We start from the raw sequence: 23,519 nt of genomic DNA on the forward strand, positions 1-23,519 counted from the left end.
TCTAGACGATCTGCCTGGTGTCGACGGGCCTCTGCAGCGCGCCGACGAGGATGCGCAGGGCTTCGGTCAATTCGGCCCTGTTGCGCGCGGCGCCGAGCGAGACGCGCGCTGCATGCGGCGGCGTTCCGTCGACGGTGAACGCATCGCCGGCGACGACGGCCAGTCCATTCCGCAGCAGATGCGCCGCGACGTCGGGGCGCCCCTCCGGTAGCCGCAGCCATAAATGGTGAGCCGCAGGCTTGGCCAGGAACTGAAGGCCCTTCAGTGTGCGTTGCGCGAGCTGCTGGCGGCCAACAGCCTCGTTGCGAATGGCGGCGATGATGCGATCGGCGATGCCGATCTCGATCCAATGCGTGACCAGTGCGACCATCAGCGGCGCCGGCATCTGTACGGTCGCCTGCAGATAGCTGCGCATCTCCTGCTGCGCGGCGCTGTTGGGCGTCAGGAGATAGGCAACGCGCAGCGCAGGCGCGATGCATTTTGACAGCGTGGTCGCGAGATAGGACCGCTCCGGAATGAGATTGGCGATCGGTGAGGCCGAACGATCGAGCAGTCCGTAGGCGTCATCCTCGACCAGAATCGTATCGGCATCGCGGATGATCTTTGCGATCGCGCCGCGGCGCTCGGCGGACAGCGTCGCGGTGGTCGGATTGTGCAGCGTCGGAATCAGGTAGACGGCTTTCGGGCTATGCGTGCGGCACGCCCTCGCGAGCGCATCGGGCAGGATGCCGCCGTCGTCCATCGCGACGCCGACGAGCTTGACACCGAGCCGCGCGGCGGCGGCCTTGATGCCCGGGAAGGTCAGCGCTTCCGTCAGCACGATGTCGCCGGGCCGGGCGAGATCAGCGAGCAGGTTGAACAGGATCGTCTGCGTGCCGGGAAAGATCACGAGCTGGTCGGCATGTGCGTGCGGCACGCGGCCGCGCAGCCAGCGCGCCGCGACCTCGCGCTCGTGCGCGCTGCCGCCGGGCGGCTGGTAGTTGAGATGCGCCGTCAGGCCCGATTGCGCGCGGATGGCTTCCATCCCGGCGATGATGCGTTCGTCGAGCTGCGCCTCCAACGGATGCGGCGGCACGTTCATCGAGAGGTCGATCGCGACGGGATGCGGCAGGTCGACCGCGCGGCGTGCGCTGGTTTCCGACACGAACGAGCCCTGTCCGACGCGGGCCTCCAGAATGCCGCGGCGCCTCGCCTCGGTGTAGGCGCGCGTCACGGTGGTGAGGTCGATGCCGAGCACCTTGGCGAGCGCGCGCTGGGTCGGAAGTTGCTGGCCGCGCACCAGCCGGCCGGATGCGATGTCGGCTTCCATGGCATCGACGATGCGTTGGTAGCGCGGCCCTGATAGCTCCGAGATTGTAGGAATCCAGTCCATGCAATTTAGACCCATATCCTTTGAATGTATGGATACAAGATATTATTGTATGGATTGTCGAAAAGGAAGAGGTGCTGTGATGGCAACCGGTTCAGTCTCGCTCTCGAAGGCGATGTGGCGCGGCTTTTTGGGCAAGTGCCCGAATTGCGGCGAGGGACATATGTTCGGCCGCTTCCTGAAGGTGGCCGACGCTTGTGACCATTGCGGCGAGGAGCTTTTCCACCAGCGCGCCGATGACTTCCCGGCCTATCTCGTGATGGTCGTGGTCGGTCATCTCGTGGTGCCGGCGATCCTCGCGGTCGAGACGGCCTATGCGCCGGCAATCTGGCTGCAACTGGCGGTGTGGCTACCGGTGACGCTGTTCGCTTCGCTCGCGCTGCTGCAACCGACCAAAGGCGCCATCGTCGGCCTGCAATGGCAGATCGGCATGCACGGCTTCGAGGCGGCCAAGCTGCGGCGGGACGCCGGTCAGCTTGCACCGGTCTTCGTGAAGGCGGACACGCGCGCGGCCTGATTGGTAGCCGTCATTCCGGGGCTCGCGAAGCGAGAGCCCGGAATCCATCGCTCCACCGTCTCCGTCGCCCGATGGATTCTCAGATGCGCAATTGCGCATCATAGTTCGTGCTGCGCACGCCCCGGAATGACACCTGTGAAAATGGTGAGGGGTCCGATGCGGTCAGCATCGAACCCCTCGTCACTTTCTTAAGACGCGTTTTCTTCACGCGAACCGGAAGACCACTTCGCTCGAAAACGCTTTAGAATATCAGCCGGCCTGTAAGCCGGGTTCTGTAAGGCACCGTCCGCTTGCGCGCACGATACGTGACGGCCATTCCTCTGGGACCATGTTTGCACATGGCCTCGAGCAACCTACCCGGACGGCGGGCCTGACATCGCCCCGCGGCGTTATCGCTTTCGCGAACAGCCCGCTACGCCGTCCCTATTCGGTTTTGCTCCCGGTGGGGTTTACCATGCCGGTCCCGTTGCCGGAGCCGCGGTGCGCTCTTACCGCACCTTTTCACCCTTACTTCCTCCGAGGAGGGAGCGGTTCGTTCTCTGTGGCACTTTCCCTGGGGTTGCCCCCGCCGGACGTTATCCGGCACCGTATGTCAAGGGAGCCCGGACTTTCCTCCCCGGCGGCCTTTCGACCGTTGCCGGAGCGGCCGTCCGGCCGACTGACTGGTAACGCATGGGGCATTTGTGACGGTTTCGTCAAGTTGATATCGCCGCGCGCGCTTTGCCCGGAATAATTTATCCTGAAGATGTCGTTTGGAGGCGAGCTCGTTCGACTGGATGTTGGCGACACAACCGAACAACGGGAGTTAAGCGATGCAATATCTGCTGATGATCTACCAGAACGAGGTCGAGTACGCGAAGAACGACGCGGCGACCAGCCAGAAGATGCTGGCCGAATACCAGACCTTCACGCAAGGCATCGTCCAGAGCGGCAATTTCAAGGCCGGCGACCGCTTGCAGCCGACCACGACCGCGACGACCGTGCGCGTGCGCGACGGCAAGACGCTCACGACCGACGGCCCGTTCGCGGAGACGCGCGAGCAGCTCGGCGGCTATTATCTGGTCGAGGCCAAGGACCTGAACGCCGCGATCGAGATTGCCGCGCGCATTCCGAGTGCGCGCATCGGGTCGATCGAGGTGCGGCCGATCTGGGTCTACGACAAGTGACGGCCGAACCGTATATCGACGCATGAACCCGGGCGAGATCGACAACATATTCCGCGACGAGGCGGGGCGGGCGCTGGCCACGCTGATCCGCCTCGTCGGTGATTTCGATCTCGCCGAGGATGCGCTGCAGGACGCCTTTGCCGTTGCGCTGGAGCGCTGGACGGCGTGCGAACTGCCTGACAATCCGCGCGCCTGGCTGGTCAATGTCGCCAGGCACAAGGCGATCGATCGGGTTCGCCGCCAGACCGTCTTCCGCGGCAAGGCGCAGCAGCTCGTGCACGAGCTCGAGCTGAACGCGCAAGCCGCCGACGAGCCGCCGGCGATGCTCGACGACGACATGCTGCGCCTGATCTTCACCTGCTGCCATCCTGCGTTTTCGCCCGAGGTTCAGGTCGCACTGACGCTGCGCACCGTCTGCGGGCTCTCGACCGCGCAGGTCGCGCGCGCCTTCCTCGTCAGCGAGGAGGCGATGGCACAGCGCCTCGTTCGCGCCAAGCAGAAGATCAGGCTCGCCGGTATCCCCTATGAAGTGCCCGAACGCGACGCGCTGGCGCCGCGGCTCGATGGCGTGCTCGCCGTGGTCTATCTGGTCTTCACCGAAGGCTATGTCGCAACCTCGGGCGCGGATCTGATGCGGCCCGATCTCGCGGCCGAGGCGATCCGGCTCGGCCGCTTGCTCGACCTGCTGATGCCCGGTCGTGCCGGCATCAAGGGCCTGCTGGCCCTCATGCTGCTGCACGATGCGCGCCGCGCCGGGCGCGCGAATTCGGCCGGCGATATCGTGCTGCTCGAGGAACAGGACCGTACGCTCTGGGATCGGGCGCAAATCGAGGACGGCCTGCGTCTGGTCGATGATGCGCTTGGCACGTCCGGCCGGCCGCAAGTCTATGCCGTGCAGGCCGCGATCGCCGCGCTGCATGCGCGCGCGCCGAGCTTTGAGCAGACCGACTGGCCGCAGATCGCCGGGCTGTACGAAGTGCTGCTGCGCATCAACCCGTCGCCGGTGATCGAGCTCAATCACGCAGCGGCCGTCTCGATGGTCGACGGGCCTGCGCGCGCGCTCGACCTCGTCGATGCGATCACCGCGCGCGGCGGGCTGAATGGCTATGAGCTGCTGCCCGCAGTGCGTGCGGATCTGCTGCGGCGGCTGGGCCGGAAGCAGGACGCGCGCGAGGCATATGTCGCGGCGACGGAGGCGACGCAGCTGGAGCCGTTGCGGCGGCTGTATGCGCGAAGGATGCGGGAGATGGAGTAGGCCTCTCGTGCCCCGGACGCAGCGCAGCGCTTCTTCAGCGATGCGCTGCAGAGCCGGGGCCCATCTCACCGTCGCGGATCTTGTCGCCGACTGGGTCCCGGCTCGCGCTTCGCGCGTCCGGGACACGAGAATGGCGCAAGCCCCGGGATCACTTCGATGCGACGACGGTCCCCTCCGCCGGCAAGCTCGCCAGCAGCGCCTGCAATGTCGACAGCGTCGAATGATCCGCGACGCCGTCCAGCCGCGCGGGGCGGAAGTGCCGTTGAAATGCGGTGACAACTTCCATCGTCGCGGCGTCGTATTTGCCGGAGAGCGGCACGCCATATCCGTATCTGGCCAGCGCCTGCTGCAGGCTCAGCACCTCGTCGCTGATGGTGCCGAGCATCAGGCTCTCGCCGCGCACGACGGGCGCGGGCGTCACCCAGTGGCCGACGCCGGAATTCGCCAGCGAATGCCATGGGAATTTTTCGCCGGGGTCCTTCTTGCGCGCGGGTGCGACGTCGGAATGGCCGAGTACCCGGTGCGCCGGCACCTTGCGGCGAAGCATGATGCCGCGGCACAGCGCGATCACGGCGGCGATCTGGCGCAGCGGATATTCCGGATAGCCCCAATCATGGCCGCGATTGACGATCTCGATGCCGATCGAGCAGGAATTGATGTCGTCCTCGCCGGCCCAGGACGAGACGCCGGCGTGCCAGGCGCGCCTGGCCTCGGGCACGCATTGCACGATGCGGCCGTCCTCCAGCACGACGTAATGTGCCGACACTTCAGTGCCCGCCGTGCACAGCCGCGCCAGCGCGCCCTCGACGTCGGGCATGCCGGTGTAGTGCAGCACGATCATGTCCGCCTGCCGTCCCTTGTTGCGCTCGCCATGGTTGGGCGAGGGGATGATGTCGGAGACAATCGAGGAATCCGGTTCGAACGTCCGCATGTTCGCCGCGGCCTTGGGAACCGGGAGAACGCGTTGACGCTTCGAATCAGATCCAGACGGTGTGGACGAACCGGACGACATAGACAGCTCAAGTCGGAATGGGAGAGTGGGCCAAGCCCTTCTCTTTACTATTCCTTTACCCTCCCTTGGGCGCAATCGCGCGGCGCGGTTAACAGGTGCATTTTGAGCGGGTGTGTGGATGAGGCATCACCGCCGCCTTACCTTTTCGACTTGTAACCGGCCGATCAACGCTTTCTTAACGCTAAGGGCCGTTACTGAGGGATGAAGAGCCGACCCGCGTCCGGAGGCGGCCAAAGCGTATTTTGGCTCGAAATCCCATGGCTGCCCGACAAATTCCACTGGGAACACTGGGTTTGCCGCTCAGGGCGACCGGGCTCGGATACCGTGCTGCACAGGGGTTGGGTCGTGGAACCGCCGCGACGCGGAATTATTCGAGGCGTAATGGGCTCGCTCGCCCCAGATTTTGCATGGACGCTCGGCGGGCTTGGCGCATGAGCTCGGCTCCGCACATCCCCGTTCTCGGCCGCGAGGCGATCGACCATCTCGCGCCGCGCGAGGGCGGACTCTATATCGACGCCACCTTCGGCGCCGGCGGCTACAGCCGCGCCATTCTCGACGTGCCGGGAACCCGCGTGATCGCGATCGACCGCGATCGTACGGCGATCGCAGGCGGCGCCGAGCTGGTCGAGCGCTCCGCCGGCCGGCTGACGTTGGTCGAGGACCGCTTCTCCAATCTGGCCGAGGTCTGCGCGGCGCAGGGCGTCGAGGCCGTCGACGGCGTCGTGATGGATGTCGGGGTGTCCTCGATGCAGCTCGACCAGGCCGGTCGCGGCTTCTCGTTCCGCCTCGATGGTCCGCTCGACATGCGGATGGGGCAGACGGGACCGACCGCGGCCGACGTTGTCGCCCGCGCCTCCGAAGGCGATATTGCCGACATCATCTATCTCTTCGGCGAGGAACGGCATTCGCGCCGCATCGCTCGTGCCGTCGTCGCGGACCGGCAGGACACGCCGTTCACGACCACGCGCGCGCTCGCCGATCTCGTCGGCCGGGTGGTGCGCTCCAAGCCCGGCGACATTCATCCGGCGACGCGGACGTTCCAGGCCCTGCGCATCTTCGTCAACGAAGAGCTCGAAGAGCTTCAGGCCGCGCTGGCTGCCGCCGAGCGCGTGCTCAGGCCGGGTGGCCGGCTCGTCGTAGTCTCGTTCCATTCGCTGGAAGACCGCATCGTCAAGAATTTCCTCGCCGAGCGTAGCAAGACCGGCGGCGGCTCACGGCATCTGCCGGAAGTGGCGCAAACCGCGCCGAGCTTCCAGCTCCTGACGCGACGGCCGGTGGTCGCCGGCGAAGAGGAAGTCGCGCATAACCCGCGCGCGCGTTCGGCAAAGCTGCGCGCCGCCGAGCGTACCTCGGCGCCCGCGCATCACGATAGCGAGCAATCGTCCTGGCCGAAGCTCTCCGACGTGTTGAGGGGAGGCTAGCCCATGCGCTTCATCCACCTCCTCGTCATCGGCGCGCTGATCTTCGCGGCGGCCTATGTCTACCGGATCAAGATGGATTCGACGGCCCGCACCGAGAAGGTGCTGCGGCTGCATGCGGAGATTCGCGAGCAGCGCGATGCGATCGCGTCGCTGCGCTCGGAATGGGCCAAGCTCGATGCGCCGCTGCGCCTGCAAGGCCTGTCGGAGCGGCATCTGCCGCTCAAGCCGGTCAACGGCACGCAATATGACTCGCTGAAGAACCTGCCGGAGCGTCCGCCGCGGATGTTCAGGCCGGGCGAGCCCGACCCGATCGGGGCCATGCTCAGCACCATCGAAGCCGCGAGCGACCCTGACACCGTGACGGGCTCCGTACCTCAGCCCGAGGACAAGCAATGAGCGCCCCGACTCCGGCCAACCCGACTGGAAAGCCGACCGAACCCTGGGGGCAGCGGCTGATCCGCAGCCTGCTCTACGGGCGCAATGTCGACCGCGCGGCGAAGGCGCGGGCGCGCGTCGGGCTTGCGATGCTGGCCTTCACCTCGGTCTACGTCCTGATCGGGGGCCGGCTCGTGATGTTCGCGATCGGCGCCGACGCCCACAGCGCGCGGCGTGCCGCGGCGCAGGAAGTGGTCGCGACCGCGCGGCCCGACATCGTCGACCGCAACGGCGCGATCCTCGCCACCGACGTCAAGGCCGCGAGCCTGTTCGGCGAGCCGCGCCGCATCATCGACAAGGACGAGGCGATCGAGCTTCTCACCGCCACCGTGCCCGATCTGGACGAGGCCGAAGTGCGCGACCGCTTGAAGACGCGCAAGGGCTTCGTCTGGCTGAAGCGCGAGATCACGCCGAAGCAGCAGCAGGACATCCACAAGCTCGGCATTCCCGGCATCGGGTTCCTGCGCGAGAACAAGCGCGTCTACCCGACCGGCAACGAGGTCGCCCACCTCATCGGTCTGGTCAACATCGACAACCAGGGCATCGCCGGGATGGAGAAGTGGCTCGACAATCAAGGGCTCGCCGATCTCCATCGCGCCGGCTTCGCCACCGACCGGCTGCAGAAGCCGATCGAGCTGTCGGTCGATCTGCGCGTCGAGCACGCGCTGCGAGACGAGCTGCTGAAAGCCAAGGACAAGTTCCACGCCAAGGCGGCGTCCGGCATCGTCTCCAACGTCAAGACCGGCGAGATCGTGGCGATGGTCTCGCTTCCCGATTTCGATCCCAACAATCCGAAGGAAGCGCACGATCCCGATCGCATCAATCGCCTGACCACCGGCGTCTACGAGATGGGCTCGACCTTCAAGGCGTTCACGTTGGCGATGGCGCTCGATTCCGGAAAGATCAATCTGAATTCGTCGTGGGATGCGCGCGGAAACCTGCACTACGGCAAGTTCACCATTCACGACAGCCATCCGCTCGGACGTTTCATCAACACCAAGGAAGTGTTCACTTTCTCGTCCAACATCGGCGCGGCGCGGATCGCGCTCGGCCAGGGTGTCGAGGCGCACAAGGCGTTCCTCGCCAAGATGGGCCAGCTGACGCGGCTTCGCACCGAATTGCCGGAGAGCGCGGCGCCGCTGGTACCGCGGCGCTGGGGTGAGCTGAACACTGTGACCATCGCGTTCGGCCAGGGCATGTCGGTGGCGCCGCTCCAGGCGGTGATGGGCATCAACTCGCTGGTCAACGGCGGCTATCTGATTCCGCCGACCTTCATGAAGCGCACTGAAGCCGAAGCGGCGGCGATCGCCAAGCGCGTCATCAAGACGGAGACCAGCGACAAGATGCGGTTCCTGATGCGGCTCAATGCCGAAATCGGCACCGCCAAGACCGCCGACGTCAAGGGTTACTATGTCGGCGGCAAGACCGGCACGTCCGAGAAGGTCATCAACGGCCGCTATGCCAAGAAGCGGGTGCTCAACTCGTTCACGGCGATCATGCCCTGCGACGATCCGAAATATCAGATCCTGATCATGCTGGACGAGCCGCAGGCGACTCCCGAAACGCATGGTTTCATCACCTCGGGCTGGAACGCGGTGCCGACCGGCGGCAAGGTGATCGAGCGGATCGCGCCGCTTCTGGGCGTCGAGCCGCGGTTCGATTTGCCGCCGTCCGAGCGCCTTATTCTTGCAGCATCCAGGACAACCCAGTAATCAACTGGGTAAGCCGTTGCCGCCGATGAGTCGGGGCTTTTCCGAAGGTTCGGCTTTCCGGCACGGCATGTCGACTGGAAGACCATGAAGCTGCGCGACCTACTCAGCAAGGACGTTCTGGGCAATGATGCCGCGATCGAGCCCGCTGTCGCGGCGCTCGAGGTGACCGGCGTCGCGCTCGACAGCCGCGTGGTCAAGCCGGGCGATCTCTTCTTCGCGCTCGCGGGCAGCAAGACCGACGGTGCGCGCTTCATTGATGCCGCGGTTGCCGCAGGCGCGGTGGCGGTGGTCGGTGATCATGCGCCGGCGGCGAGCAAGGTGCCGTTCATCAAAGTGGCCAATCCGCGCCGCGCGCTGGCCCTGGCCGCAGCCAGATTCTTCCCCGCGCAGCCTTCGACCATTGCCGCGGTGACCGGCACCAGCGGCAAGACCTCGGTTGCCGCATTCACGCGCCAGATCTGGGAGCGCCTGGGGCATGCCTCCGCCAGTATCGGCACCATCGGTCTCGTTTCGCCGAAGCGCACGGTGTACGGCTCGCTGACGACGCCGGATCCGATCGCGCTGCACCGGCAGCTCGACGAGATCGCGCGCGAGGGCGTCACGCATCTTGCGTTCGAGGCGTCATCGCACGGGCTCGATCAGTACCGCCTCGACGGCGTGCGTGTCTCGGCCGGCGGCTTCACCAACCTCTCGCGCGACCACATGGACTACCACCCGACCGTCGCGCATTACCTTGCGGCGAAGCTTCGTCTGTTCCGCGAATTGGTTCAGCCCGGAGGCGCAGCGGTGATCTCGGCCGATCATGATTGCTCGGCGGAGGCGATCGAGGCGGCGACGTCGCGCGGCCTGCGCGTGATGGCGGTCGGCCGCAACGGCGACGGGGCCGGCGAGGGCATCCGCCTTGGCGGCGCCACGGTCGAAGGTTTTTCGCAAGTGCTTGCACTCGAGCATTGCGGCAGACGTCATGAGGTCCGGCTGCCGCTGGTCGGCGAATTCCAGATCGAGAACGCGCTGGTGTCGGCTGGGCTCGCCATCGGCACCGGCAGCGATGCGGCCGACGTGTTCGCGAGCCTCGAACACCTCGAAGGTGCCAAGGGCCGGCTCGAGCGAGTTGGCGAGCGCAACGGCGCGCCGATCTTTGTCGACTACGCGCACAAGCCCGATGCGCTGGCGAAGGCGTTGCAGGCGCTGCGGCCCTACGCCAGGCGCCGGCTGGTCGTCGTGTTCGGCGCCGGCGGCGATCGCGATGCCGGCAAGCGTCCGATCATGGGCGAGATCGCGGCGGAGAACGCCGACGGAATCATCGTCACCGACGACAATCCGCGCAGCGAGAAGCCGGACGTCATTCGTGCCGAGATCCTCGCGACAGCAAAGGGCGCCCGCGAGATCGGCGACCGTGCCGCGGCGATCCGCACCGCGATCGAGGAATTGCAAGACGGCGATGCGCTGCTGATCGCCGGCAAGGGCCACGAGACCGGGCAGATCGTGGGCGGCCAGGTGCTGCCTTTCAGTGATCACGAGGCGGTCGCCGCCGCATTAGCGACGAGGGTTGCATGAGCGGGCCACTATGGACGGTTGCCGAAGTGGCGCGCGCGCTGGGCGCTGCCGGATCATTCCCGGACACGCCGATCGACTTCGTCACCCAGGACAGCCGCCTGGTGAAGCCGGGCAGCCTGTTCGTCGCGCTGAGCGGGACGCCGAGCGGCGGCTTCATCTCGGCCTTCGCCAGCGCGCGTGACGGCTGGGAGTTTGCCGACAAGGCGGAAGCCTCCGGCGCGGTCGCGATGATCGTGCCGCACGAGATCGCTGGCATCCGGATCCCGCAGATCGTCGTCAAGGACACGCTGATCGACGGCCTCTGGGGCCTCGCGCGCGCGGCACGCGCACGCTTCCATGGACCGGTGATCGGCCTCACCGGCAGTGCCGGCAAGACCAGCACCAAGGAATTCCTCGCGGCCTATCCGGGCGCCTACGCCAGCCCGTCGAGCTTCAACAATTTCTGGGGCGTGCCGCTGACGCTGTGCAATGCGCGGCCGGACGCCAGCCTCTGGGTCGTCGAGATGGGCATGAACCAGCAGGGCGAGATCGCGCGGCTCAGCGAATTGACGCGGCCGACCGTCGCGCTCGTCGTCAACGTCCAGCCGGTGCATCTGGAAAAGCTCGGCTCGCTCGAAGCCATCCGCCGCGAGAAGGTGTCGATCGCGCTCGGCCTGCCCGAGGACGGCGTGCTGGTGTTGCCCGCCGGGCTCAAGGCGTCCGAATGGAAGGGCAAGGTGGTGCGCTTCGGCGAGCATGCCGAGGTGCATGAGGTCGCGCACGCGCCGCATGGCGAGAGCTGGCAGGTCGTGGCCATGATCGGCAAGAAGGAGATCGCCTTCAGCCTGACGCCGGGCGCACCGCACCGGGTGCAGAATGCGCTGGCCGCGCTTGCCTCGATCCGCGCCGCGCATCTTGACGCATCGACGCTCGCGATCAAGCTCGACCGGGTCGGCATCATGACCGGCCGCGGTGTCGAGCAGGCGGTCGGCGGCGTCACCGTGATCGACGACAGCTTCAACGGCAATCCTGCCAGCGTGGCGGCTGCGCTGCAGAGCCTGCAGGCGCGCAACGTCACCGGTGGCCGCCGCATTGCGGTGCTCGGCGACATGCTGGAACTGGGCGATGACGCACCAAGCTATCACACCGGCCTCGCCAGCCATCTCGACGGCATCGACGGCGTCTACTGCGTCGGCCCCCTGATGCGTCATCTCTACGACGTCCTGCCTGCGGGCAAAGGGCTGGGCTGGCACGACGATCCCGCGACGCTGAAGCCGGCCGAGGTGGCAAATCTGCTGAAGGCGGGCGATGTCGTGGTTGTCAAGGGCAGCAAGAAGATGTTCTGGGTCAACAAGTTTGTACCGGGGCTGGTGGCCGCCTTGCAGACAAAGGCGTAAACTGCTTGGAAGGCGCTGTTCCCGAATCCCTCCTTGCGGCGCGAAGCCGTCCGTTTTCCAAGGGTCGCCCGACCCCATGATGAAGACCCGCGAATGCGCATGAGGCACACCCGCGTGCAAAGGCGCCATAGGACCGTCTGAATGTTTTACTGGCTGATCGAGCTTTCCAATACATTTCCGGGCTTCGGTGCGGTTCGCACCTTCCTGAACGTCTTCCGCTACATCACCTTCCGCACCGGCGGCGCCGTCGTCACCGGGGCGCTGTTCGTGTTCCTGTTCGGGCCCTGGATCATCGACCATCTGCGCCTCCGCCAGGGCAAGGGCCAGCCGATCCGGGCCGACGGTCCGCAATCGCATCTCGCCAAGAAAGGCACGCCCACCATGGGTGGGCTGATGATCCTGTCCGGCCTCACGGTCGGCACGGTGCTGTGGGCCAATCCGCTCAACCCCTATGTCTGGATCGTGCTGGCGGTGACGCTCGGCTTCGGCTTTGTCGGCTTCTATGACGATTACCTCAAGGTGACCAAGCAGACCACGAGCGGGTTCGGCAGCAAGCTTCGCCTGCTGATCGAAGCCGCGATCGCGCTGGTGGCCTGCTATGCGCTGGTGCGCCTGAACCGCGACCCCGCGTCGACCGCGCTGACGATACCGTTCCTGAAGGACACGGTGCTGCATTTCGGCTGGTTCTTCGTCGTGTTCGGCGCTTTCGTCATCGTCGGCGCCGGCAACGCGGTGAACCTCACCGACGGCCTCGACGGCCTCGCCATCGTGCCCGTGATGATCGCGACCGCGAGCTTTGCGATGATCGCCTATCTCGCCGGCAACGCGGTGTTCGCCGACTATCTGCAGATCAAATATGTCGCCGGCACCGGCGAGCTCGCGGTGCTCTGCGGCGCGCTGCTCGGGGCCGGCCTCGGTTTTCTCTGGTTCAATGCCCCACCAGCTTCGATCTTCATGGGCGACACCGGCTCGCTCGCGCTGGGCGGCATGCTGGGTGCGATCGCGGTCGCGGTGAAGCACGAGATCGTGCTCGCGGTGATCGGCGGCCTGTTCGTGCTGGAGGCGGTTTCCGTCATCGTGCAGGTGGTGTCGTTCAAGCTCACGGGCAAGCGCATCTTCCGCATGGCGCCGATCCATCACCATTTCGAGCAGCTCGGCTGGACCGAGCCGCAGATCGTGATCCGCTTCTGGATCATCTCGGTGATGCTGGCGCTCGCCGGCCTCTCCACCCTGAAGCTGCGTTGACGGTCACGCCATGATTCCCGTCACCTCCTTCGGCGGCAAGACGGTCGCGGTGTTCGGCCTCGGCGGCTCGGGGCTCGCCTCGTGCCACGCGCTGAAGGCGGGCGGCGCCGAGGTGATCGCCGCCGACGACAATGCCGAGAACGTCGCCAAGGCGGCGCAGGCCGGTTTCATCACCGCGGATCTGCGCAACGTCTCCTGGACGAATTTCGCGGCGCTCGTGCTTGCGCCGGGCGTGCCGCTGACCCACCCGGTGCCGCACTGGAGCGTACTGAAGGCGCGTGAAGCCGGAGTCGAGGTGATCGGCGACATCGAGCTGTTCTGCCGCGAGCGTCGCCGCCATGCGCCGGACGCGCCGTTCGTCGCCATCACCGGCACCAACGGCAAGTCGACCACGACGGCGCTGATCGCGCACCTGACCAAGGTCGCCGGCTACGACACCCAGATGGGCGGCAATATCGGCACCGCGATCCTGTCGCTGGAGCCGCCGCGCATTGGCCGCGTCCATGTGATCGAGATGTCGTCGTACCAGATCGACCTCACGCCCTCGCTCGATCCGTCCGTCGGCATTTTGCTGAACGTCAGCGAAGACCACATCGACCGCCACGGCACCATCGCGCATTACGCCGCGGTGAAGGAGCGGCTTGTTGCGGGCGTGCAGGCTGGCGGCACCGCGATCGTCGGCGTCGATGATGGCTTTTGCCGCGACATCGCCGACCGGCTCGACCGTGCCGGCAAGAACGTCGTGCGCATCTCCGTGAAGAATCCGCTGGCGAGCGGCATCCATGTCGAGCACGGCACCATCGTGCGCACCGCGGGCGGCGCGCGCAGCGAGGTCGCAAAGCTTGGCGGCATCGGCTCGCTGCGCGGCCAGCATAACGCACAGAATGCGGCCTGCGCTGCCGCTGCCGCGCTGGCGATGGGCATCAGTCTGGATGTCCTGCAGAACGGCCTGCGCAGCTTTCCCGGCCTGGCGCACCGTATGGAGCAGGTCGGCCGCCGCGGCAACGTGCTGTTCGTGAACGACTCCAAGGGCACCAATGCGGATGCCACCGCGCATGCCCTGTCATCTTTCTCGGAAATCTTCTGGATCGCCGGCGGCAAGCCGAAGGCCGGCGGCATCACCAGCCTGACCGGCTTCTTTCCGCGCATCCGCAAGGCCTATCTGATCGGCGAGGCCGCGCCGGAGTTTTCGGGCACGCTCGGCACGCAGGCAGCACACGAGATCAGCCAGACGCTGGACGTCGCCGTCGAGCACGCCGCGCGTGATGCGGAAGCGTCGGGCTTGCAGGATGCGGTCGTACTGCTGTCGCCAGCCTGCGCCTCCTTCGACCAGTACCGCAACTTCGAGATCCGCGGCACCAGGTTCCGCGAGCTGGTGCAGGCGCTGCCGGGCGTGAAGCCGGTGGTGTGAGCGCGCGCCGCCACTCCTTGCTCCGCTGTCATCGCCCGACTTGATCGGGCGATCCAGTATTCCAGAGACGGCGCTTGAGCCGAAAGGCTGCGGCGTACTGGATGCCCCGGTCAAGCCGGGGCATGACAGCGTGTTTTGTGGACGCAGTGGAGATCATCTCCAAACATCCACCATTCCTTAACCCCCCGGTAACCAACCTCGGCGACCAATGGACCGACCTCTGTCCGAAAGCGGCCGCCCATGCTCTCCCGTGAAGAACGCACCCCCTTTTCCGAATGGTGGTGGACCGTCGACAAGCCGCTGATGGGCGCCATCCTGGCGCTGATGCTGACCGGGGTGATCCTGTCGCTGGCGGCGAGCCCGCCGGTCGCGACCCGCATCGGGCTCGATCCGTTCCACTTCTTCAGCCGCCACGTGATGTTCCTGGCGCCGTCCTGCCTGGTGCTGCTCGGGGTGTCCTTCCTGTCGCCGCGCGCGATCCGACGCTCGGCCCTGATCATCTTTGCGGCCAGCATCATCCTGATCGTGCTGACCCTCGCCATCGGCCCGGAGGTGAAGGGCTCGCGGCGCTGGATCACGCTGCTCGGCGTCAACATCCAGGCCTCCGAAATCGCAAAGCCGTCGTTCGTCGTGATCGCCGCCTGGCTGTTCGCGGAATCGACCAGGCGGCCGGAGATGCCGGCGACCTCGATGGCGCTGGTGCTGCTGTTGATGCTGGTCTCGCTGTTGGTGATGGAGCCGGATTTCGGCCAGACCATGCTGATCCTGATGGTGTGGGGCTCGCTGTTCTTCATCGCGGGCATGCGCATGATCTGGGTATTCGGGCTCGCCGGTCTCGGCGCCGCCGGACTGTTCAGCGCCTATCTGTTCGTTCCGCACGTTGCGGGCCGCATCAAGCGCTTCATGAATCCGGCCTCCGGCGACACCTTCCAGGTCGATACCGCGATGGAGGCCTTCTACAACGGCGGCTGGTTCGGGCTCGGACCGGGCGAGGGAATTGCAAAACGCAGCCTGCCGGACAGCCACACCGATTTCGTGTTCGCGGTCGCCGCCGAAGAGTTCGGGATCATCCTGTGCCTCGCCATGCTGGCGCTGTTCGCCTTCGTCGTCCTGCGCACGCTGTCGCGCGCCTATGCCAATGAAGACATGTTCTCGCGCTTCGCAGCTTCCGGTCTCGCGATCCTGTTCGGCGTGCAGGCCGCCATCAACATGTCGGTCAACCTCCAGCTCATTCCGGCCAAGGGCATGACGCTGCCGTTCATCTCCTATGGCGGCTCCTCGATCGTGTCGCTCGCATACGGCGTCGGCATGATGCTGGCGCTGACGCGGCTGCGCCCGCGCACCGAGGTCGAGGCCAGCGGCCACGCCGAGGCGATGCGGAGCTACGCGTAGCAGGTCCCGTGTTCCGGGCAAGCGAAGCGCAGATCCGGGACCCAGAATGCCGCAGGCATCTGCAGAAAGGATGGGCCCCGGTTCAGCAGCGCACCACGCCGCGAAGAGGCGGCGCGCTGCGCTGCGCCCGGCGCACGAGCACGGTGTCGCTTCGCTCGCAATGACGGGAAAGACCTTGTAAAAGGCCTCTCCATGAACACTTCCCCCCTGATTCTTCTCGCCGCGGGCGGCACCGGCGGCCATCTGTTTCCGGCCGAGGCGCTCGGCGTCGAGCTGATCCGGCGCGGCTTTCGCGTCCGCCTCGTCACCGACGAGCGCGCGCTGCGCTACAGCGGGCTGTTCACCAAGGACATGATCGACGTTGTCGCGAGCGAGACCGCGCGCGGCCGCAATCCGTTGCAGCTCGCTTATGCCGGCCTTACGCTCGCCACAGGCACGCTCGCTGCGTATCGCCTGATCAAGCGATTGAAGCCCGTCGCCGTCGTCGGCTTCGGCGGCTACCCAACGCTGCCGCCGCTGGTCGCGGCAAAATTCGCCGGTGTGCCGAGCATCATCCACGACGCCAACGCCGTGCTCGGCCGCGCCAACCGGTTTCTGTCGAGCCGCGTCCGCGCCATCGCGACATCGTTGCCCGGCGTGCTCGATCGCGATCCCGCGCTGTCAGGCAAGACCACGACGGTCGGCACGCCGATGCGGCCGGCGGTGCTTGCTGCAGCTGCCGTGCCCTATGCCGCGCCCGAGGTGAATGGGCCGCTGCGGCTGCTCGTCGTCGGCGGTAGCCAGGGCGCGCGCATCATGGCCGATATCGTCCCCGGCGCGATTGAGCGGCTGGAGTCGGCGCTGTGGAGCCGGCTGGTTCTGACCCAGCAGGTTCGTGACGAGGACATGAGCCGCGTGCGCGCGGTCTACGACAAGCTCAAGATCAATGCCGAGCTCGCGCCGTTCTTCACCGACCTGCCGGCGCGGCTTGCATCCAACCACCTGGTGGTGTCGCGTTCCGGCGCCGGCACGGTGGCCGAGCTCGCCGCGATCGGCCGGCCCTCGATCCTGGTGCCGCTACCCGGCGCGATCGACCAGGACCAGTTTGCCAATGCCGGCGTGCTGTCGCAGGTCAACGGCGCGATCCGCATCCCGCAGACCGAGTTCACCTCCGACCGGCTGGCCGCCGAGATTTCCGCCTTCGCCGCCGAGCCCGCGCGCCTCGCGGCCATGGCCGAGGCCGCCCGTGGCGCCGGCCGGCTCGATGCGGCCGAACGTCTGGCCGATCTGGTGGTCAAAGTCGCGGGAATCTGACGCGAAAAAGCCCTTGTCTTGGCCTTCCAAAGCGGGGCATCCAATAGGAAAGGTCCGCGGCTGATTTGGCCGTGACTTTCGCCAGATACCGCCGTTTCAGGCGGCGAGGTCAGGGAACAGAGCATGAGATTGCCGCGCGAGATCGGACCCATCCACTTCGTCGGGATCGGCGGGATCGGCATGAGCGGGATCGCCGAGGTGCTGGTCAATCTCGGCTATGCCGTGCAGGGCTCGGATGCCTCCGACAATTACAATCTCGACCGTCTGCGCAAGGCGGGCGCCAAGGTCTCGGTCGGCCACAAGGCCGAGAATGTCGACGGTGCCGAGGTCGTCGTGGTGTCCTCCGCGATCAAGCGCGACAATCCGGAACTGATGGCGGCGCGCGAACGGCGCATTCCCGTGGTACGCCGCGCCGAGATGCTGGCCGAGCTGATGCGGCTGAAGAGCTGCGTCGCGATCGCCGGCACGCACGGCAAGACCACGACGACCACGATGGTCGCAACGCTGCTCGATGCCGGCGACCTCGATCCCACCGTCATCAACGGTGGCATCATCAACGCCTATGGCTCGAACGCCCGCCTCGGCGCCGGTGAGTGGATGGTGGTCGAGGCCGACGAGAGCGACGGCACGTTCCTCAAGCTGCCGACAGATGTCGCGATCGTCACCAATGTCGACCCCGAGCATCTCGACCACTTCAAGACATTCGAGGCCGTGCAGGACGCGTTCCGCCACTTCGTCGAGAATTTGCCGTTCTACGGCTTTGCCGTGATGTGCATCGATCATCCCGTGGTGCAGAGCCTCGTCGGCAAGATCGAGGACCGCCGCATCATCACTTATGGCGAGAATCCGCAGGCCGATGCGCGGTTGGTCGATCTCACCCCGATGGGCGGCGGATCGAAGTTCAAGGTGGCGTTCCGCGATCGCAAGACCGGCGCCGTGCACGAGATTCCTGATCTGATGCTGCCGATGCCGGGCCGTCATAACGCCTCCAACGCGACGGCGGCAATCGCGGTCGCGCGCGAGCTCGGGGTCTCCGACGAGGCGATCCGCAAGGCGATCGCCGGTTTCGGCGGTGTCAAGCGCCGCTTCACCAAGACCGGCGAGTGGAACGGCGTCACCGTGATCGACGATTACGGCCATCACCCCGTCGAGATCGCGGCGGTGCTGAAGGCGGCGCGCGAATCCACCAACGGCAAGATCATCGCCGTGGTGCAGCCGCATCGCTACACCCGCCTGCAATCGCTGTTCGAGGAATTCTGCACCTGCTTCAACGATGCCGATGCGGTTGTTGTCGCCGACGTCTACGCCGCCGGCGAGACGCCGATCGACGGCGTCGATCGCGATCATTTCGTCGCGGGCTTGCGCGCGCACGGCCATCGTAATGTGATCCCGCTGCCCGCGGCGGCGGAGCTCGCGGGCATCGTCAAGGGATTGGCGAAGTCGGGGGATCTCGTCGTGTGCCTCGGTGCCGGCAACATCACGCAATGGGCGTATGCCTTGCCCGGCGAATTGAAGGCGCTGGGGTAGGGCGGTGAGCTTTCCCGACATCACACCTTCTCTCAAAGCTGCGATGCCTGATCTCCGCGGCCGGCTGCTCGCCAACCAGTCGCTCGCCGAGCTGACCTGGTTTCGCGTCGGCGGCCCCGCACAGGTGCTGTTCACGCCGGCGGACGAGGACGATCTCGCATATTTCCTCGCACACCTCGCGCACGACATCCCCGTTGATGTCGTCGGCGTCGGCTCCAATCTGATCGTGCGCGACGGCGGCATTGCGGGCGTGGTGATCCGCCTCGCCCCGCGCGCCTTTGGCGAGGCGAGCGCGAGCGGCGACATCGTCACTGCGGGGGCTGCCGCGCTCGACAAGCGCGTCGCGGAGGTCGCCGCATCCGCCAATATCGGCGGGCTCGAATTCTATTTCGGCATTCCCGGCACCATCGGCGGTGCGCTGCGCATGAATGCCGGTGCCAATGGCGGCGAGACCAGGGATGTGCTGGTCGAGGCGCGGGGCGTCGGGCGTGACGGTACGAAGCAAATCTTCTCCAACGCCGAGATGAAATTCGTCTACCGCAGCAGCGGCGTCGATCCCTCGATCATCTTCACGTCCGCGCGGCTTCGCGGCGAGATCAGGGATGCCGAGACGATCCGCGCGCGCATGGCGGAGGTGCAGGCCCATCGCGAAACCGCGCAGCCGATCCGCAAAAAGACCGGCGGCTCGACCTTCAAGAATCCGCCGGGCCATTCCGCCTGGAAGCTGGTCGACGCCGCCGGCTGCCGCGGCCTGCGCGTCGGCGGCGCGCAGGTCTCGGAGATGCACTGCAATTTCCTGATCAACACGGGCGAGGCCACCGCGCAGGATATCGAGACGCTCGGCGAGACCGTGCGCGAACGGGTGAAGGCAAATTCCGGAATTGAGCTACACTGGGAAATCAAGCGGATCGGGATATCATGATGGCCGTCATTCCGGGGCTCGCGAAGCGAGAGCCCGGAATCCATTGGGCCGCGGAGACGGTGGTGAAATAGATTCCGGGCTCGCGACTTCGTCGCGCCCCGGAATGACGAACTGAGAGATTACGGACCATGACCATGCGCATCACCATCCTCTTCGGCGGCACCAACCGCGAACGCCTGGTTTCGGTCGCCTCGGCCCAGGCGCTGCATCAGGCGCTGCCCGAGGCCGATCTGTGGTGGTGGGACGTCGAGGACAAGGTGCATGTGGTGCAGTCGAAGCAACTGCTCGACCATGCCCGCCCATTCGAGGACGAGTTCAAGCCGGGCACGTCGGGCATTCCGCTGGCGCAGGCGCTCGACCAGGCCAAGGCCGAAGGCCGCGTGCTGGTGCTCGGCCTGCATGGCGGTCGCGCGGAGAACGGCGAATTGCAGGTGATGTGCGAGATGCGCGGCGTGCCCTTCACCGGTTCGGGCTCGGCCTCCTCGCATCTTGCCTTCGACAAAGTCGCGGCCAAGCATTTCGCCGCGCTCGGCGGCGTGACGCCGCCCGCAAGCGTCGCGCTGGACGAGATCGACGAAGCCTTCGCCGAATATGGCCGGCTGATCGCAAAGCCGGCACGCGACGGGTCGAGCTACGGACTGATCTTCGTCAACGCCAGGCAGGACCTCGTCGCCGTCCGCAATGCGGCCAAGCACGAAGACTATGTGATCGAGCCCTACATCGCCGGCGTCGAGGCGACCTGCGGCGTGCTGGAGCGCACCGATGGGTCGATCATCTCGCTGCCGCCGATCGAGATCATTCCGGGCGAGGGCAATTTCGACTACGCGGCAAAATATCTCCTGAAGTCGACCCAGGAGATCTGCCCCGGCCGTTTCGCACCCGAGATCACCGCCGCGCTCAAGCAGCAGGCGATGCTGGCGCATCGCGCGATGTCCTGCACCGGCTATTCCCGCTCGGACTTCATCGTCTCGGACAAGAGGCTGGTCTATCTCGAGACCAACACGCTGCCCGGGCTCACCAAGTCCTCGCTCTACCCCAAGGCGCTGAAGGCCGAGGGCATCGAGTTCGTCGACTTCCTGCGCGGCCTGGTCGAGCTCGCCGAGCGGGGCGTGCGGAAATAATTAGGACTGGTTAACGGCGAAATGGGCAAAATCGCCCAATTTGGAACCAAATGCCGGTAAAATGCCGGACATCGCGGCATAAATACCTCACTGGCCTCGGCAAAACGCATCCCGCGTTAACGAACTTTACCTTTTGTTTACCAGGACATCCGAAGGTTAACGCTCGCGGCGCATATGGCGTTTTGGCTGCCGGCGCGTGAGCTGTTCTGGGTGATGTCACCTGCAGCGATCGCTTTGAACGGGAGAGGCTTCTTCTGCTGAAGACCAGTACCCGGCCCGGCAAGTTCGAGACGTCATGTTCGCCAGGATCCGCGCGGTGTCGCGGGGAAACTGTTGACGAGCTCGTGCAATGGATGGAGCAGGAAGCCTCACCCGGTCGTTTTTCAGATCGCTGAGGCCCCAAGCTGACCTGAAGGCGGCCGCTATCGGAGCGGTCGTGCTTCTGCGCGAGTGGGTGCAGGAGAAGCTTCACCAGAAGCGTGACGCGAAGCGCGCTGCCGCCCAAGCCAAGATCAGGTCCAGCACCAAAGCCAGGCCCGTGGTCGAGCGCGAGTCGCCGCCGCGGCTGGTCGCGCTGGTCGAGCGCTATGCGCCGCGCCGGGTCGGGATCACCATGACCGTGCTGCTGCTGCTCGGAAGCTGCGGCTTCGGCATCGTCAAGGGCGGTCATCTCCAGGATTTCATCACGGCGGTCAGCGATGCCCGCAACGCGATGGCCAATTCCGCGGGCTTCCGCATCACCTCCGTCGTGATCAACGGCCGCAAGCAGCTCAGCCAGGACGAGATCCTCGCGGTCGGCGGCGTCAGCGGCCGTTCCTCGCTGCTGTTCCTCGACGCCGACGCCGTGCGCGACAAGCTCAAGGCCAATCCCTGGATCGCGGATGCGACCGTGCTGAAGCTCTATCCGGGGCGGCTCATGATCGACATCACCGAGCGTCAGGCGTTCGCGCTGTGGCAGGAGGCCGGCCGGCTCTCCGTCATCGCCGATGACGGCGCCGTGCTCGAACCCTATGTGTCGCGCCGGTTCCTGTCGCTGCCGCTCGTGGTCGGCAAGGGAGCCGACACGCAGGCGCGCGATTTCCTGGCGCTGCTGGCGCGCTATCCGCAGGTCAATTCGGTGACCAAGGCCGCCATCCTGGTCGGCGAGCGGCGCTGGAACCTGAGGCTCAAGGACGGTCTCGACATCCGCCTGCCCGAGCAGGACGTCGGCAACGCGCTCGCGATGCTGTCCAGGCTCGACAAGGAGGACAGGCTGTTCTCGCGCGACATCGTCGCCGTCGACATGCGCCTGCCGGATCGCCTGGTGGTGCAGCTGTCCGAAGACGCCGCCAAGGCGCGCGAAGATCTGTTCAAGGACAAGAAGAAGAAAAAGGCCGGGGACGCTGCATGACCGGTCTTGATCGCACCCAGACGCCGAAGACACGCCAGATGCCGCACAAGCGCGGCGGCCTCGTCGCCTGTCTCGACATCGGCACCAGCAAGATCGCCTGCATGATCGCGCGGCTGAAGCCGTCGGCGCCGAACGACGCGTTGCGCGGCCGCACCCACGCGGTGGAGTTGATCGGCTACAGCCAGATCCAGTCGCGCGGCATGAAGGCCGGCGCGGTGGTGGATCTTGCCGAATGCGAGCAGGGGGTCCGCCAGGCCGTTGGACTTGCTGAGAAAATGGCCAAGGTGCGGGTCGATTCCGTGCTGCTGTCGGTGTCCGGAGGCCGGCTCTCCGGCCAGCTGGTCGAAGCCGCGGCCGACATCCGCGGCGGCGCCGTGACGCCGGCCGACGTCAGCCGCGTCACCTCCACCGGCATGCGCCACGCCACCGGCGAAGGCCGCACCGTGCTGCATGCACTGCCGGTCGGCTACACGCTCGATGGCGTCAAGGGCATCCGCGATCCCCGCGGCATGGTCGCCCACCAGTTCGGCGTCGACATGAACGTCGTCACCTGCGACGCCACCGTGGCGCGGAACCTGATGCTGGCGGTGGAACGCTGCCACATCAACGTCGAAGCCATGGCGGCGAGCCCCTATGTGGCCGGCCTGTCGGTGCTGACCGACGACGAGGCCGATCTCGGCGCTGCCGTCGTCGAGATGGGCGCGGGCACCACCACCATCGCAGTCTATGCCGGCGGCCGTTTCGTGCACGCGGCGGGGTTTGCGGTCGGCGGGCAACACATCACGATGGATCTTGCGCGCGGACTCTCCGCGACCATTGCCGATGCCGAGCGAATCAAGACGTTATACGGGACCGTCATCACCGGCGGATCGGACTCGCGTGAGCTGATGTCTGTACCGACAGCCGGTGACGAGCAGGATCTGCCGCAGATCGTCTCCCGCGCGACCATCGCCAACATCGTCAAGCACCGTGCCGAGGAAGTCTTCGAAATGGTTCGGGACAAGCTGAAGGATTCGCCCTTCGCCTCAGAGCCGAACGGCCGCGTCGTGCTCTCGGGCGGCGCCTCGCAGCTCACCGGCCTCGTCGAACTCGGCACGCAGATTCTCGGCCGGCCCGTGCGGGTCGGACGTCCGCTCGGTTTCGGCCGGCTGCCCAACGAGGCGAAGAACGCCGCGTTCGCGGTGCCGGCCGGCCTCCTCGTCTACCCGCAATATGTTCACCAGGAACATGTCGAACCGCGGCATACGCGGCAGCAGGTCAGGACAGGGACCGGCGGTTATTTCGGAAAGGTCGGACGATGGCTACGCGAGGGCTTCTGATGACCGATTTCCGCAATTCCCGACTTTCATCAACTCCCGCGGCCGCCGGCCGGGGCGAACCCACGCGCGCGTGATCGAG

Annotated in this window: 19 protein-coding genes and 1 other RNA gene; 17 read left to right on the plus strand and 3 right to left on the minus strand. The window is 66.2% G+C overall.

Annotated features, from left to right (window positions below; translation table 11 throughout):
• Position 1: 1 nt before the first annotated feature.
• Positions 2–1,372: an aminotransferase-like domain-containing protein gene (locus F8237_RS23670; protein WP_162006185.1), complete on the minus strand. Its 1,371-nt coding sequence runs from the start codon at positions 1,370–1,372 to the stop codon at positions 2–4.
• Between the two features lie 49 nt (positions 1,373–1,421).
• Between F8237_RS23670 and F8237_RS23675 the strand changes: the two genes are divergently transcribed.
• The gene (locus tag F8237_RS23675) at positions 1,422–1,886 is read left to right on the plus strand and encodes a DUF983 domain-containing protein (RefSeq protein ID WP_162006186.1); all 465 of its coding nucleotides are present in this window, start codon (positions 1,422–1,424) and stop codon (positions 1,884–1,886) included.
• A gap of 245 nt (positions 1,887–2,131) precedes the next feature.
• Here the strand turns inward: F8237_RS23675 and rnpB are convergent.
• An RNA gene (gene rnpB, locus F8237_RS23680) (RNase P RNA component class A) lies at positions 2,132–2,548 on the minus strand.
• 150 nt (positions 2,549–2,698) lie between these two features.
• Here rnpB and F8237_RS23685 point away from each other — a divergent pair.
• Together F8237_RS23685 and F8237_RS23690 are read left to right on the plus strand one after the other, a co-directional pair.
• A complete protein-coding gene (locus F8237_RS23685) occupies positions 2,699–3,052 on the plus strand; it encodes a YciI family protein (RefSeq protein WP_151648405.1) in 354 nt (117 codons plus the stop codon).
• A 22-nt stretch (positions 3,053–3,074) separates the two neighbouring features.
• Positions 3,075–4,307 (plus strand): RNA polymerase sigma factor, encoded by a 1,233-nt coding sequence (locus tag F8237_RS23690; RefSeq protein ID WP_151648407.1) that lies wholly within the window; start codon positions 3,075–3,077, stop codon positions 4,305–4,307.
• A 148-nt stretch (positions 4,308–4,455) separates the two neighbouring features.
• Here F8237_RS23690 and F8237_RS23700 read toward each other — a convergent pair whose 3' ends face one another.
• Complete coding sequence (locus tag F8237_RS23700; RefSeq protein ID WP_151648409.1) at positions 4,456–5,238, minus strand: N-acetylmuramoyl-L-alanine amidase; 783 nt, start codon at positions 5,236–5,238, stop codon at positions 4,456–4,458.
• Positions 5,239–5,750: 512 nt separating this feature from the next.
• On the opposite strand from F8237_RS23700, the gene rsmH reads away from it, so the two are divergent.
• From rsmH to ftsA, 14 genes are all read left to right on the plus strand, one after another.
• Entirely contained in the window at positions 5,751–6,740 is a 990-nt protein-coding gene (gene rsmH, locus F8237_RS23705; RefSeq protein WP_162006187.1) for a 16S rRNA (cytosine(1402)-N(4))-methyltransferase RsmH, read from the plus strand.
• A 3-nt stretch (positions 6,741–6,743) separates the two neighbouring features.
• Positions 6,744–7,136: a cell division protein FtsL gene (gene ftsL, locus F8237_RS23710; protein ID WP_151648413.1), complete on the plus strand. Its 393-nt coding sequence runs from the start codon at positions 6,744–6,746 to the stop codon at positions 7,134–7,136.
• On the plus strand, positions 7,133–8,887 hold the full coding sequence (locus F8237_RS23715) for a peptidoglycan D,D-transpeptidase FtsI family protein (protein ID WP_151648415.1): 1,755 nt from the start codon (positions 7,133–7,135) through the stop codon (positions 8,885–8,887). The genes ftsL and F8237_RS23715 overlap by 4 nt, the downstream gene beginning before the upstream one ends.
• An 84-nt stretch (positions 8,888–8,971) precedes the next feature.
• Positions 8,972–10,444 carry a UDP-N-acetylmuramoyl-L-alanyl-D-glutamate--2,6-diaminopimelate ligase gene (locus tag F8237_RS23720; protein WP_151648417.1) on the plus strand — a complete coding sequence of 491 codons (1,473 nt, stop codon included), beginning with the start codon at positions 8,972–8,974 and terminating at the stop codon, positions 10,442–10,444.
• Positions 10,441–11,820: a UDP-N-acetylmuramoyl-tripeptide--D-alanyl-D-alanine ligase gene (locus F8237_RS23725; RefSeq protein WP_151648419.1), complete on the plus strand. Its 1,380-nt coding sequence runs from the start codon at positions 10,441–10,443 to the stop codon at positions 11,818–11,820. The genes F8237_RS23720 and F8237_RS23725 overlap by 4 nt, the downstream gene beginning before the upstream one ends.
• Before the next feature lie 141 nt (positions 11,821–11,961).
• Positions 11,962–13,065: a phospho-N-acetylmuramoyl-pentapeptide-transferase gene (gene mraY, locus F8237_RS23730; RefSeq protein ID WP_015684264.1), complete on the plus strand. Its 1,104-nt coding sequence runs from the start codon at positions 11,962–11,964 to the stop codon at positions 13,063–13,065.
• Between the two features lie 10 nt (positions 13,066–13,075).
• Positions 13,076–14,476: a UDP-N-acetylmuramoyl-L-alanine--D-glutamate ligase gene (gene murD / locus F8237_RS23735; RefSeq protein WP_151648421.1), complete on the plus strand. Its 1,401-nt coding sequence runs from the start codon at positions 13,076–13,078 to the stop codon at positions 14,474–14,476.
• A 240-nt stretch (positions 14,477–14,716) separates the two neighbouring features.
• Positions 14,717–15,868: a putative lipid II flippase FtsW gene (gene ftsW, locus F8237_RS23740; RefSeq protein ID WP_151648423.1), complete on the plus strand. Its 1,152-nt coding sequence runs from the start codon at positions 14,717–14,719 to the stop codon at positions 15,866–15,868.
• A 192-nt stretch (positions 15,869–16,060) separates the two neighbouring features.
• Positions 16,061–17,161: an undecaprenyldiphospho-muramoylpentapeptide beta-N-acetylglucosaminyltransferase gene (murG, locus tag F8237_RS23745; protein WP_151648425.1), complete on the plus strand. Its 1,101-nt coding sequence runs from the start codon at positions 16,061–16,063 to the stop codon at positions 17,159–17,161.
• A gap of 123 nt (positions 17,162–17,284) precedes the next feature.
• On the plus strand, positions 17,285–18,688 hold the full coding sequence (gene murC, locus F8237_RS23750) for a UDP-N-acetylmuramate--L-alanine ligase (RefSeq protein WP_151648427.1): 1,404 nt from the start codon (positions 17,285–17,287) through the stop codon (positions 18,686–18,688).
• Positions 18,689–18,692: 4 nt separating this feature from the next.
• Complete coding sequence (gene murB, locus F8237_RS23755) at positions 18,693–19,610, plus strand: UDP-N-acetylmuramate dehydrogenase (RefSeq protein ID WP_151648429.1); 918 nt, start codon at positions 18,693–18,695, stop codon at positions 19,608–19,610.
• A gap of 134 nt (positions 19,611–19,744) precedes the next feature.
• On the plus strand, positions 19,745–20,731 hold the full coding sequence (locus tag F8237_RS23760; protein ID WP_162006400.1) for a D-alanine--D-alanine ligase family protein: 987 nt from the start codon (positions 19,745–19,747) through the stop codon (positions 20,729–20,731).
• A 349-nt stretch (positions 20,732–21,080) separates the two neighbouring features.
• Positions 21,081–22,121, plus strand: coding sequence for a cell division protein FtsQ/DivIB (locus tag F8237_RS23765; RefSeq protein ID WP_151648433.1), 1,041 nt, complete (start codon positions 21,081–21,083; stop codon positions 22,119–22,121).
• Complete coding sequence (ftsA, locus tag F8237_RS23770; protein ID WP_151648435.1) at positions 22,118–23,440, plus strand: cell division protein FtsA; 1,323 nt, start codon at positions 22,118–22,120, stop codon at positions 23,438–23,440. Before F8237_RS23765 ends, ftsA begins: the two co-directional genes overlap by 4 nt.
• Positions 23,441–23,519: the final 79 nt, after the last annotated feature.

The sequence above is a fragment of the Bradyrhizobium betae genome (genome assembly GCF_008932115.1).
Classification (GTDB): domain Bacteria; phylum Pseudomonadota; class Alphaproteobacteria; order Rhizobiales; family Xanthobacteraceae; genus Bradyrhizobium; species Bradyrhizobium betae.

Bases quoted from the DNA above. Each gene is read 5' to 3' on its own strand.
- ftsW (WP_151648423.1), top strand. From the start codon at position 14,717: ATGCTCTCCCGTGAAGAACGCACCCCCTTTTCCGAATGGTGGTGGACC.
- F8237_RS23715 (WP_151648415.1), top strand. From the start codon at position 7,133: ATGAGCGCCCCGACTCCGGCCAACCCGACTGGAAAGCCGACCGAACCC.
- F8237_RS23675 (WP_162006186.1), top strand. From the start codon at position 1,422: ATGGATTGTCGAAAAGGAAGAGGTGCTGTGATGGCAACCGGTTCAGTC.
- murD (WP_151648421.1), top strand. From the start codon at position 13,076: ATGATTCCCGTCACCTCCTTCGGCGGCAAGACGGTCGCGGTGTTCGGC.
- mraY (WP_015684264.1), top strand. From the start codon at position 11,962: ATGTTTTACTGGCTGATCGAGCTTTCCAATACATTTCCGGGCTTCGGT.
- F8237_RS23670 (WP_162006185.1), bottom strand. From the start codon at position 1,372: ATGGACTGGATTCCTACAATCTCGGAGCTATCAGGGCCGCGCTACCAA.
- F8237_RS23720 (WP_151648417.1), top strand. From the start codon at position 8,972: ATGAAGCTGCGCGACCTACTCAGCAAGGACGTTCTGGGCAATGATGCC.
- F8237_RS23725 (WP_151648419.1), top strand. From the start codon at position 10,441: ATGAGCGGGCCACTATGGACGGTTGCCGAAGTGGCGCGCGCGCTGGGC.
- ftsL (WP_151648413.1), top strand. From the start codon at position 6,744: ATGCGCTTCATCCACCTCCTCGTCATCGGCGCGCTGATCTTCGCGGCG.
- F8237_RS23760 (WP_162006400.1), top strand. From the start codon at position 19,745: ATGCGCATCACCATCCTCTTCGGCGGCACCAACCGCGAACGCCTGGTT.
- F8237_RS23690 (WP_151648407.1), top strand. From the start codon at position 3,075: ATGAACCCGGGCGAGATCGACAACATATTCCGCGACGAGGCGGGGCGG.
- murG (WP_151648425.1), top strand. From the start codon at position 16,061: ATGAACACTTCCCCCCTGATTCTTCTCGCCGCGGGCGGCACCGGCGGC.
- rsmH (WP_162006187.1), top strand. From the start codon at position 5,751: ATGAGCTCGGCTCCGCACATCCCCGTTCTCGGCCGCGAGGCGATCGAC.
- F8237_RS23700 (WP_151648409.1), bottom strand. From the start codon at position 5,238: ATGCGGACGTTCGAACCGGATTCCTCGATTGTCTCCGACATCATCCCC.
- murC (WP_151648427.1), top strand. From the start codon at position 17,285: ATGAGATTGCCGCGCGAGATCGGACCCATCCACTTCGTCGGGATCGGC.
- F8237_RS23685 (WP_151648405.1), top strand. From the start codon at position 2,699: ATGCAATATCTGCTGATGATCTACCAGAACGAGGTCGAGTACGCGAAG.
- F8237_RS23765 (WP_151648433.1), top strand. From the start codon at position 21,081: ATGGATGGAGCAGGAAGCCTCACCCGGTCGTTTTTCAGATCGCTGAGG.
- ftsA (WP_151648435.1), top strand. From the start codon at position 22,118: ATGACCGGTCTTGATCGCACCCAGACGCCGAAGACACGCCAGATGCCG.